At 36.7% G+C, this 12,587-nt stretch carries 7 protein-coding genes and 1 pseudogene; 3 read left to right on the top strand and 5 right to left on the bottom strand.

From position 1 onward, the window contains the following. The coding region (locus ACIQ0D_RS07850; RefSeq protein ID WP_395804404.1) for a hypothetical protein at positions 1 to 376 on the bottom strand (376 nt) is incomplete at its 3' end. 462 nt (positions 377 to 838) lie between these two features. Here ACIQ0D_RS07850 and ACIQ0D_RS07845 point away from each other — a divergent pair. Together ACIQ0D_RS07845 and ACIQ0D_RS07840 are read left to right on the top strand one after the other, a co-directional pair. After that, complete coding sequence (locus tag ACIQ0D_RS07845; protein ID WP_395804402.1) at positions 839 to 2,533, top strand: sodium:solute symporter family protein; 1,695 nt, start codon at positions 839 to 841, stop codon at positions 2,531 to 2,533. Positions 2,534 to 2,560: 27 nt separating this feature from the next. Then, positions 2,561 to 4,837 carry an FAD-dependent oxidoreductase gene (locus ACIQ0D_RS07840; RefSeq protein WP_395804400.1) on the top strand — a complete coding sequence of 759 codons (2,277 nt, stop codon included), beginning with the start codon at positions 2,561 to 2,563 and terminating at the stop codon, positions 4,835 to 4,837. 38 nt (positions 4,838 to 4,875) lie between these two features. On the opposite strand, the gene ACIQ0D_RS07835 is transcribed toward ACIQ0D_RS07840, so the two are convergent. The 4 genes from ACIQ0D_RS07835 to ACIQ0D_RS07820 all read right to left on the bottom strand — a co-directional run bounded on the left by ACIQ0D_RS07835 (position 4,876) and on the right by ACIQ0D_RS07820 (position 11,988). Next, entirely contained in the window at positions 4,876 to 5,895 is a 1,020-nt protein-coding gene (locus tag ACIQ0D_RS07835) for a LacI family DNA-binding transcriptional regulator (RefSeq protein WP_395804398.1), read from the bottom strand. A 133-nt stretch (positions 5,896 to 6,028) separates the two neighbouring features. Next, a complete protein-coding gene (locus ACIQ0D_RS07830) occupies positions 6,029 to 7,633 on the bottom strand; it encodes a fibronectin type III domain-containing protein (RefSeq protein WP_395804396.1) in 1,605 nt (534 codons plus the stop codon). A gap of 536 nt (positions 7,634 to 8,169) precedes the next feature. Further along, positions 8,170 to 9,711 carry a fibronectin type III domain-containing protein gene (locus ACIQ0D_RS07825; protein ID WP_395804394.1) on the bottom strand — a complete coding sequence of 514 codons (1,542 nt, stop codon included), beginning with the start codon at positions 9,709 to 9,711 and terminating at the stop codon, positions 8,170 to 8,172. Positions 9,712 to 10,446: 735 nt separating this feature from the next. Further along, positions 10,447 to 11,988: a fibronectin type III domain-containing protein gene (locus ACIQ0D_RS07820; RefSeq protein ID WP_395804392.1), complete on the bottom strand. Its 1,542-nt coding sequence runs from the start codon at positions 11,986 to 11,988 to the stop codon at positions 10,447 to 10,449. A 298-nt stretch (positions 11,989 to 12,286) separates the two neighbouring features. Between ACIQ0D_RS07820 and ACIQ0D_RS07815 the strand changes: the two are divergent. Next, positions 12,287 to 12,587: pseudogene (locus ACIQ0D_RS07815) on the top strand (DNA topoisomerase III); the annotation flags it as partial.

The raw sequence follows: 12,587 nt of genomic DNA, 5'->3' as shown, positions 1-12,587 counted from the left end.
CCATGATGTTATATAAATTACTATCATCGGGCATATCGTCTTCCTCAGGTTTTTCGTCATCCCAGGTTGTTTTATATTCTGGGTCACCATTGCTTAATTCACCTGGTCTTAAACTAAAGTCATCATCGGATATCTCTGATAATACCTTTTCTTTCAATACTTCAATAACATTGCCAACGCTGTAACCATCCCATTTATCTGCTTCAATGCTACCATCATTCCATCTAATGGTGTAGTCTTGTGAAAATTCAAATCCTTCATATTCACCTGAACCATAACCATTTTCATTGCAACCATATTGCAAATACGCGGTTATTTTAACTTTTAATTCGGGATTGAATTGTCTTAGTTTCGTAATAAGAGTTCTGTTTTTCATATTATTTAATTTTAATAAAAAAATGCAATAAAAATGGCATTTCAAAATTATTTTGAATATTATAAAATTGTTACATCTTTTTAACCTAAAAATAATTTTGGTCAGTAGTATTTAGAGGAAGGAGTCTGGAGAACCTTGTTATTGATGAATTTATAGGCGCTACGCTAAAACTGTACAACAGCCTTTCTGTTGTAATAGAAAATTAATTTCTGTAATCGATGGTAACTCTATCCGACAATCAGAAATCAGGATTCATTTAGCAATTTTCGGGATCGCTCCCAAAAATTGGGACTGCTCCCGAAATTATTTTAAGAAAATGTTTAGAACAAAAATTAAATCTTAACAATACATTTATCATAATGTTTCCGTTTGGAAAATGAATAAATGAGTGTTTTAAGATTATTTATATTTTAAGAACTTAAGTTTTTTGATCTAAAAAAGTATTTTAAACTAATTTTAATTATGAGCCAAAATATTGATGCCATCGTCATTCTTGTTTTTTCTGCATTCGTATTATGCATTGGACTCGTGTTTTCAAGAACAGGGATTAACTTAAAATCCTTTTTTGCAGGTGGGGAGTCTGTACCTTGGTTTATTGGAGGATTGTCTCTTTTTATGAGCTTTTTTTCAGCAGGGACATTTGTCGCTTGGGGTTCAATAGCCTATAAATATGGATGGGTAGCAATTACCATTCAGTGGACCATGTGTATTGGTGCCTTGATCAGTGGTTTGTATCTGGCTCCCTTATGGAAATCTACCGGTAACCTTACTGCCGCGGAGTTCATCAAAGAACGCCTTGGCCCTCAAGTGCAAAAGACCTATATCTACATTTTCATGCTGGTCTCATTATTCATTAAAGGAACTGTTTTGTATCCAGTTGCAAAGCTTGTCAGCGCTTCATTAGGATATCCCTTGATGCCTTCAACCATTGTTCTTGGCTTATTTATGATTGCTTATACTGCTGTTGGCGGACTTTGGGCAGTTATGGTGACTGATATCCTACAGTTTGTGATTTTAACTGCTGCGGTACTGATAATACTTCCTCTTTCCTTTTACGCAGCGGGAGGATTATCAAAATTTCAGGCGAATGCACAGGAAGGCTTCTTTGATTTGATCAATGGTGAATTTACCCTAGGCTTTATCATTGCATTTACACTTTACCATATTTTCTATATTGGAGGTAACTGGACCTTCGTGCAACGTTATACCAGTGTTAAGGATAGTAAATCAGCGAAAAAGGTAGCCTATCTTTTTGCCGGTTTGTACCTGATAAGTCCAGTGTTATGGATGCTACCACCAATGATTTACAAGACCATTAACCCATCCTTAACTGGTTTGGATACCGAAAATGCATATCTGATGATCTGTCAGTTGGTTCTTCCTCCCGGATTATTGGGTTTGATGCTAACTGGGATGTATTTTTCAACTTCTGCATCTGCAAACACAACCTTAAATGTTGTTTCTGCAGTATTTACGAATGACATTTATAAAGGCAGGATTAATCCAGCGGCAAACGACCAAAAACTAATGCGGGTTGCCCGATTGTCATCTTGGGTAATTGGCTTAGGAATGATCGCTATTGCCCTCATGGTTCCTTATATAGGTGGTTTGGTTAATGTTACGATCAGCGTTGGTGCTATTACTGGGGGACCGATTTTAGCTCCACCTATCTGGGCATTATTTTCCAAAAGGCTTAGCGGAAAAGCAACATTGATAATATCCTATATTAGTTTAGGAATCAATCTGATTTTTAAAATTATTTTTCCCTTACTTATCGATTTCAAGCTTAGCAGGTCTGAAGAAATGTTAGTAGGGGTTGGTGTACCACTTATACTTCTTATAGCTAATGAAATCAGGGCTTATCATGCCAATTATCTTAGTCCGCAATATTTGGAATTTCAAGCGTATAAAAGCTCAAGAAAGGTTCAGAAGGATAATTTAACAGAGGAAGAAATAAGTGAATCTTTACAACAAAACAAATTTGGATTGAAAATCACTGCTTTTTCACTCGCATTTACAGCATTTCTATTATTGATTCTGGGCTTAATTACTAAAGATAATATTGGTCTTTTGAGCACGATAGCAGCATTGATTTTTGTTCTCGCTATTATCCCCTGGAGAGCATCAAAAAAGATCGTATTCTATTCCAAAAATTAGTTTGTTTATTGATATTAATTATTATTTATGATTATAAGTGAGTTTTCCTCTGCCGGTCGTTCAGTTTACGAACATTCAATGAATGCCGATCTAATTTTCATTGGGGGCGGTATCGCAGGAACATGTGGAGCCATTGCTGCGGCAAGGGAGGGCTTAAAGGTTATTCTGGTGCAAGATAGGCCGGTGCTAGGTGGAAATGCTTCCAGCGAAGTGCGATTATGGATTTTAGGAGCAACCTCCAGCATGGGGAACAATAACCGTTGGTCTAGGGAAGGTGGGGTATTGAGTGAGATCTTGATTGAAAATATGTATCGTAATCCCGATGGGAATGCAATTATTCTGGATACCATTTTATTGGAAAAGGTAAAAAATGAGCAGAATATAACACTTTTATTAAATACTGCGATTTATGAAGTTGTAAAATCAGCTCCTGATGAGATCAAAGAGGTTATTGGTTTTTGCAGTCAGAATTCTACCCGCTATATTTTATCTGCACCTTTTTTTTGTGATGCATCCGGTGACGGTATTGTGGCATTTCAGGCAGGTGCAGCTTTCAGGATGGGAGCAGAGTCAAAAGATGAATTTGATGAGGGTTTTGCACCCGATAAAGAATATGGCGAACTTTTAGGGCACTCCATTTACTTTTTCACTAAGAATGCAGGGCGTCCAATTACATTTACTGCTCCGTCTTATGCGTTAAAAGATGTTTCTTCAATTGTTAAATATCGTTCATATGATATAAGTGATCATGGTTGTAAGCTTTGGTGGCTTGAATACGGAGGAAGGTTAGATACCATACATCAAACCGAAGAAATAAAATGGGAATTATGGAAAGTAATCTATGGAATATGGGATTATGTTAAAAATTCAGGAAAATACCCTGAAGCCGAAAACCTGACCCTGGAATGGGTTGGACATATTCCGGGTAAGCGGGAAAGTCGTCGTTTTGAAGGAGATTACATGCTTTCTCAAAAAGATGTTGTAGAACAGTTAGAGCATCCAGACGCTGTCTCTTATGGGGGATGGTCATTGGATCTACATCCAGCCGACGGGGTTTTTAGTGAAAGGCCAGGTTGTAATCAATGGCATTCAAAAGGAGTTTATCCAATCCCGCTAAGATGTATGTACAGCAAAAACATTAAAAATCTATGGTTAGCTGGTAGAATTATAAGCGCTAGTCATGTGGCATTCGGTTCGGCCAGAGTAATGGCCACAGTATCTTATTCGGCACAAGTATTAGGTTTGGCAACTAAATATTGTCTTAAAAACGGAATTACTCCTTCAAACCTCGCCAATTCTGAAAAAGTTCAGGAATTGAGACAACAATTAATGCAAAATGGACATTTTATTCCCGGCTTAGAGCCTGCAAGGCTAAATTTAGCGCATAAAGCGGTTCTTAGTGCTAGTTCTGAATATAAACTTAAAGAATTTAAGGCTAATGGAAATTGGCAGACACTTGAATATTCCACTGCTCAGTTATTGCCGGCTGCCCCCGGAGATCAGATAAAGATAAGTTTTGATGTGGATGCAGCAGAAAATACAAGTTTAAGTCTGCAATTGCGGGTCAGTGCAAAAGCAATCAATTACACCCCTGAAATTGTCCTCGAGACTCATGATATTTCAGTCGAGGCAGGTAAAAGTACATTAAATGTTGAATTTGATCATGTAATAAGAGAGGAGCAATATGTTTTTGTTTGTATTATAAAAAATGAACTGGTTTCAGTTCAAACTAGCAAATTGTTACTCAGTGGAACCATGATGTTGATGAACAGGTATAACAAAGCTGTTGCTACAAGTGGGGTACAGTTGCCGCCTGATGGGATTGGAATCGATTCATTTGAATTCTGGCTACCTTCAAGACGACCGGCAGAACAAAATCTGGCATTTCAACTATCTGCCGATCTCAAACCCTTTAAAGTTTCAAACCTGATTAATGGGTTCTGCCGCCCAACAAATGCTGCTAATGCTTGGGTGGCTGATCTTGATGATGTAAATCCATGTGTTACCTTAAGTTGGAATGAACCAGTCGAGATTAAGCGAATTGTTCTATTCTTCGACTCAGATTTTGACCATCCACTTGAGTCGACCCTAAGGGTTCATCCTGAGCGGGTTGTGCCCCATACAGTCAGAAATTATAGGATTATGGATGCTGAAGGCAAACTACTCTTTGAAAAAGCTGGTAATTATCAGACGGTTAATGAAGTGATATTGGATAAGTTGATAAGTACATCTTCAATAAAGATTTTTCCCGAACATCCTTCAGGCAGTGTTCCGGCAGCAATATTTGAGGTGCAAGTCTTTTAAATGAATTAAAACATTAGGATTGAGGCAGGTTCTGATTCTTATAACATGCTGGAGTTTCTAATTATCAACTTTGAATCGAGGGTTTTAGTAACAGCTTTCCATTGGGAGACTTCTGTGTCTATTAGTTCTAGCAATAATTGCATCGCAGTACTACCTATGAGCCTTTTCGGCTGAGCTACAGTGGTGAGTCCGGGCTCAATAAGATTGGATCCATAGTCGTTACTAAAACCAACAATTCCTATTTGTTGTGGAATCTGTATTCCCATATCTTTGATGGTACGGATTGCTTCGATTGCGGCAGGATCATTGGCTATGAATAATCCATCAGGTGGATATTTAAGCTCCATTAAATGTCTGATATAGATCTTAACTTTTCCTATGGTAAGATCGTATGGGATGATCAATGATTCGTCAATTGGAATTTTATGTTTCTTAAGGGCCTCCAGATATCCCTTTAATCGATTTCTACTAGTGATCAATGAATCAGGGCCTGCCAAATGAGCTATTCTTCTTTTACCCGTAAGGATAAGGTGCTCCACAGCACCAAATGCGGCTTCATAATCATTGATAACCACTTTAGGCACAATCAGTTCATTACAAACTCGGTTAAATAATACCATCGGAATTCCTTTTCTCTGAAAAATTTTCAGATGTTCATAGCTACGTGTTTCCTTAGATATTGAAACTAATATTCCATCTACCTGACTAGCCAACATCACCTTGGTATTTGCTACTTCGGTCTCGAATTTCTCGTTTGATTGGCTAATTATGATATTATAACCATATTTACTCGCCATCTCTTGGGCACCAATCACTACCTGAGGAAAAAACGAAGTGTCAAATTCAGGAACTATTATGCCAATCAAGTTACTTTTTCTTGAAATTAGATTAATAGAAAGCATATTGCGCTGATAATCGAGTTTTTCAGCAAGTTCAAGAACGGCCTTTCGGGTTTCAGCTTTCACTTCAGGATGGTTAGTTAAAGCGCGTGAAACGGTAGACTTGGATATATTTAATTCCCTTGCAATGTCATATATTGTAGTTTGGCGTAACTTCATTGTAATTCCGGTTGGGCACTGGCTATGTAAATAATAATTTATTAACCGATTGGGAAATTAGTTTTTTAAATTTAGTCCACTTTGCGCTTATAGCTTACAAAGCAATGGATATAGTTTAATGTTCTCAAATAAATTAATCTTTAATGCAGCGACATGATTGGCCATTTCCTCTAAACCCTGACCCCGGCTCTAAATGTAAATCCGTACCAGGTATATTAGGATTATACAGAAATTTGAGATCATAAACCCCGTTTTTGGTAGACTTACTTTGATAATAAAGATCACCAATAGTACTTGACCAATATGAACCACCAGTTCCATTGGCTCGTCCCAAACTACCATCAGCTCTGAATCGTTCGCCCGCCATTGGTAATTTTAGGGGGGAGTTAAAGGCTCCCATGCCATCTTGACTACTCCAGCTTGAGATTTCAACTTCCCATTCTGCTGCTGTAGGTAAGCGATAACCAGCAGGGCAGGGGTTGTTTATTCCGTTTACTCCTTGCCATAAATTGTCGTTTTTGGGGATACGCCAATCACCTGAATATAAATTAGGATTAGGGGTTGCGTGCACAATGAAAGAACCATGTCCCGGCTTATCGGTGCTTGATGTACTGTAAACAATAGGGGATGTCCTAATTTCATGGCCATCTTTACCTCTGCCCCATTGGTATAAATCCCCAAAACTATCTTTATCGGTCATGCTAATTGCTACTCTATTGGCTCCTAAATTTCTATCCATCCAAATTCTTTTATTTGCTCCAATTACTGTATTAAAAGTAAAAGAATTCGAAGGCGTAGTAAAAGAAACTTCATTCCCATATCCTATCCACTTACTATTTATTGCGTAGGCTCTTAAATAATATTTAGTATTTTCTTTAAGTCCTGTAATTGAACTTTGAAATGATCCTACACCTGTACCGTCACTGGTTTTTGTATTTAAATCGGTTCCTGGATTAGTGGAAGTACTCCAAACCACACCTCTTGAAGTAATAGCTGACCCACCATCAGCACTTATATTTCCACCTGATTTGGCAGTATTGCTAAGAATATCTGAGATTGTGTTAGTTGTTAATGTTGGGGCTATAATATACGCGTCAGTCGTAAAAGACAACTCATTTCCATAACCTGTTCCTGCAGCATTTGTAGCATATGCTCTTACATAATATTTAGTCAATGATTTTAGCCCTGTAATTGAACTTTTAAAGCCTCCACTAATTTGGTCACTTGTTTTTGTACTTAGTGAAATTGTAGGGTTAGTGGAAGTATCCCAAACTACACCATTTGCAGTAACAGCTGACCCACCATCTGAAGTAATTCCACCACCTGAGCTTGCACCATCATATGTAATAGCAGATATTTGATATGTGGTTAATGCTGGAACATTAAGTGTCTTAATGGTCACCTCATTTGAATATGAGATTGATTTTCCCACCTGATTAAAGCTGTAAACCCTGTAGGTGTAATTTGTGTTAAGGTCTACTGTTTTATCAGAAAATGTTGTCACATCTAAAGCAATAGTACCAATTTCAGTAAAATTGCCTGAATCAGTCTTTCGCTCAATTTTAAACCCAGTTTCATTCGTAGAGTTATCTTTCCACGTTAAATCAACTTGATCTTTAGAAATCACCGTTGCTTTTAAATCTGTTGGAGCCAATGGAATAACTTCAACTTTTCCATCTTCTGATTTTTTGCAGCCATTAAGAATTAAAAAAAGTAAAATAAAATATAGATTTTTCATAGTTTAATTTTATAGGCACAATCAATTTAATGAGTTAAATAGATCGTATATTATTGTTTTGATTTTACAAGATTAATCTAAATTAATAAATTAAGTAAATATTTTATTTATTTATAGAATAACCTGTGATAACACATTTTTCTTGTTAGTAACAATAAATTATTCCGCAATTGGTGTTCTCCAAGCTCATTACCCTGCAGTTCTTGTTTTCGACCAAACACTCAACATCCAGCGCTGCGAAAACAAGCGTTATCTGCGCGAAACAACAAAAAACAAATTAAGCAGAATCATACTGAGTCTGTTTGGGGAAACACCGACTAGCGAACAATGCTTTTGATAAAAATTCCAAAATATTTCTGATAATGTCTCTGTTGTTATAGTTGTAAAATAAAAACCCAGTGCTTGTTGGGCACTGGGTTAGTAAAAGTTGAATTATGATATTTAGCTGAATTAACAAGGAGTTTGTTTTAAAAATTAGCTAATAGGCTTATTATATTAAATAATAATTATCAGGATTAAATAAAAACATCAAAGTATTAATTCTTGATGCAACGAACACAATTCCCCTCAGACCGTGGAGCTAGACCTACAAAAACAAAATTGTTAGCGAAATCGAAGTAATCCGAGAAATCGTTAAGGTTAATGTCACGCACAGTGGTACTGCTCCAATAGCGGCCACCAGCTCCTACACTTAAATTCCCTTTTTCGGAGTCGCGATAACCCGATAAGGGTAATTTCAGATTGGACTCAAAAGCACCTATTCTGTTTTTTTTACTCCAAGTTGCCACCTCTTCTTCCCATTCTTTTATTGTTGGCAAACGAAAGCCACTTGGACAAGGGTTGTTTATTCCATTCACTCCTTGCCAAAGGTTATTATTTGGGGTGCTTCGCCAATCCCTTGGGAGTTTATTTGTTGTGATGAAGCTTGAATTTTGGGGTACGTCTGTTTGACTCAGCACATTGGTAATTGCAGAAGTTCCTTTTTGATGTCCATCTGCTCCTCTGCCCCATTGGTAGTAATCGCCATAAGCTTCAACATCAGTACTACTTGTAGCTACGCGGCTGGCTCCTAAATTTCTATCCATCCAGATTCTACCAGTTGCGCTAGTTACTGTACCAAATACAAAATTTTCACTTGTGGTAAAAGAAAGCTCATTTCCATAGCCTGTTCCTGCAATATTTGTTGCGTAAGCTCTAACATAATACTTAGTATTTGCTTTAAGACCTTTAATTGAACTTTTAAAGGCTCCTGCCCCTGACCCGTCATTTGTTTTTGTACTTAAACCGATGTTTGGATTGCTATTTGTACTCCAAACAACACCTTTTACTGAAAAAATATTTGTGCCACCATTAGAACTAATAGTACCTCCTGATTCAGCATCACTTGGTGTAATATTAGTTATTTCAGTAGTGGTTAATGTTGGAACAAGGATAGCATTAAAAGTGAGTTCATTTCCATAACCTGTTCCTGCACTATTAGTTGCATATGATCTTACATAATATAAAGTATTTGCAGTAAGCCCAGTAATATTACTCATATAGGCACCTAAACCAGTTCCAATGTCATTTGTTTTTGTACTCAACGCAATAGTTGGGTTAGGTTTAGTATCCCAAACGACACCTCTGGCAGTGATAGCAGATCCACCGTCAGAAGTAATATCACCTCCTGACTGAGCACCGCTTGACACAAGATCAATTCTAGATGTAAATAATGTAGGAACATTAATAGTTTTTAAACTGACTTCATTTGAGTAATTGACGGACTTTCCAACTTGATTAAAACTATGCACCCTGTACGTGTAATTTGTGTTTAGGCTTACTGTCTTATCAGAAAATGTAGTTAAATCTGCAGCAGTGGAACCAATTTCAGTAAAATTACCTGAATCAGTCTTTCGCTCAATTTTAAATCCAGTTTCATTGCTAGAGTTGTCTTTCCAGGTTAAATCAACTTGGTCTTTAGAAATCACTGTTGCTTTTAACTCTGTTGGAGCCAATGGTACAACCTCAACTTTTCCGTCTTCTGATTTTTTACAGCCATTAACAACTAATAGAAGTAAAATAAAATATAGATTTTTCATAGTTTAATTTTATAGGCACAATCAATTTAATGAGTTAAATAGGGTTGTACATTCATAGTTTGTAATTTCCCAAAAATAACCTTGAGGTACTACTTATTATAATTATTTGCGTTATTCATGTGATAACATGTAGTAACACATCTTCACCTGCGGTTGGTGTTCTCCAACCGCATTTTTTTTGCCCATAATCTTCTCCACCAACCGCATTTCTACATTCATTTTTCCACAATCTTGCACCCCTAATCCAATTTCCTTACTTTCGGCTTTGATATTACCTATCAAAAAAACAGCTATAACCTTAAAAATGAATTAATTATTGCCGAAAAGCCCTCTTTTGCCAGAGAAATAGCCAAAGTGTTTGGGGCTATAGGCAAGAAAGATTGATATATTTATTCTTTAGTTGTTGTTTTCCGCCAAACACTAAACATCCAGTTCTACGAAAATCATCGCCATCTGCCGGAAACAAAAAACAGATTAAGCTGAAACAGACTGAGGCTGTTGGGGAAAACACCCACTATAGGACAAGGTTTTAAATAAAATTTCCAAAATATTTTCGATAATGTCTCTGTTGTCATGGTTTGAAAATAAAAAACCCAGTGCTTGTTGGGCACTGGGTTAGTAAAATTTGAATTATGATATTTAGCTGAATTAACAATAAGCTTGTTTTGAAAATTAGCTAATAATTTTAATCATATTAGCTAATAATTAACAGAATTAAATAAAAACTTCAAGGTATTAATCCTTAATACAACGCACACAGCTTCCAAAAGACCTATAAATATAGCCATCCACATTGGCGCTATTACCACCAAAACCAAGCGCAAACGCTGAGCGAATATTGGTAAAAATGGTAAATGTGCTGCTCCAATAATTTCCAGCGCTACCAGCACTTAGTAAAGCACCGTTATCACCGCGAAAACCCGCTGAAGGCAATTTTAGCTTGGAAGCAAAAGCACCATTACGGTTTTTGCTGCTCCAAGTTGCTATCTCTTCTTCCCATTCTTTTATTGTTGGCAAACGGAAGCCACTTGGACAAGGGTTGTTTATTCCATTCACTCCTTGCCAAAGGTTATCATTAGAGGGGCTTCGCCAATCATGTGGTTCACCACCTGGTTTGATGAAGCTTGAATTTTGAGGTACGTCTGTAGTACTCAGAATGTTAGTAGTTGCAGATGTTCCTTTTTGATGCCCATCTGCTCCTCTACCCCATTGGTAATAATCGCCATAAGCTTCAACATCATTAATACTTGTTGCTACGCGGCTGGCTCCCAAATTTCTATCCATCCAGATTCTACCAGTTGCGCTCACTACTGTACCAAATAGTGTAGTAAATGAAAGCTCATTACCATAACCAGTTCCAGCAGTATTTGTTGCGTAGGCTCTTACATAATACTTTGTATTTGGTTGAAGACCATTAATTGAACTTTGGAATTGGCTGGGATCTCCTACTATTCCATCACTTGTTTTTGTACTTAGCTGAATTGTTGGATTAATAGAAGTACTCCAAACTACACCTCTTGAAATAATTGAAATATCGACTGGAATTAAATCACCACCTGAAATAGCGCCACTTGCTGAAATTTGACTTATTGGTTTTGTGAATAATCTTGGAGGTTGAGATGCACTAGTAGTAAAAGACAACTCATTGCCATAACTAGTTCCTGCACTATTAGTTGCGTATGCTCTTACAAAATATTTAGTGCTTTCTTTAAGCCCCGTCATAACACTTTTAAAAGTCCCTAAACTTGGACTTGTTGTGGAGCTTGCTTTTGTACTAAGTGCAATTGTAGGGTTAGTAGCGGTATCCCAAACTATTCCTAGTGAGGTAATAGTTGAACCACCATCTGAAGTAACAGTACCACCTGAATTTGCACCATTTGATGAAATTTGATCTATAGCATAGGTAGTTAATGCTGGAACATTAAGTGTCTTAATGGTCACCTCATTTGAATATGAGATTGATTTCCCCACCTGATTAAAGCTGTTAACCCTGTACGTGTAATTTGTATTAAGGTCTACTGTTTTATCAGAAAATGTAGTTAAATCTGCAGCAGTGGAACCAATTTCAGTAAAATTGCCTGAATCAGTCTTGCGCTCAATTTTAAATCCAGTTTCATTACTAGAGTTGTCTTTCCACATTAAATCAACTTGATCTTTAGAAATCACTGTTGCTTTTAATTCTGTTGGAGCCAATGGAATAACTTCAACTTTTCCGTCTTCTGATTTTTTACAGCCATTAATAATTAAAAAAAGTAATATTAAATATAAATTTTTCATAGTTTGTTTTTATTGGTATAAACTATTTAATGAGTTAAATAGATTATACGTTTTAATTTCTTAAAAGTAATATCAAGGTAGTACATATGATAACTATTTTGTGTTATTCGTGTGATAACATGTAATAACACATCTTCCACTGCGGTTGGTGTTCTACATCAATATTTTTTTACCATTGATATTATTACCAAATGCATTTCTACATTCATTTTTCCACAATCTTGCACCCCTAATCCAATTTTCTTACTTTCGGCTTTGATTTGATATCACCTATCAAAAGACAGCTACAACCTTAAAAATGAAAGTAATTATTGCCGAAAAGCCTTCTGTTGCCAGAGAAATAGCCAAAGTGTTTGGGGCTACAGGCAAGAAAGATGGATATATTGAAGGCAAGGGCTTCACTTTTACATGGGCTTTTGGGCATTTATTGCAATTGGCACCTCCTCAAGAATATGGTTTTTATGGCTGGAATGTGCATAATTTACCCATGTTGCCTGCTAAGTTTAAATTATCTATCCGCAAGGTTAAAACTAAGGACGGATTAGTGGAAGACCCAGGTGTACGAAAGCAATTGGATATTATTCAGGCTTTATTTGATG

It is taken from the genome of Daejeonella sp., from assembly GCF_044342615.1.
Lineage (GTDB): Bacteria > Bacteroidota > Bacteroidia > Sphingobacteriales > Sphingobacteriaceae > Daejeonella.
This window is presented reverse-complemented; position numbering and strand designations above follow the sequence as displayed.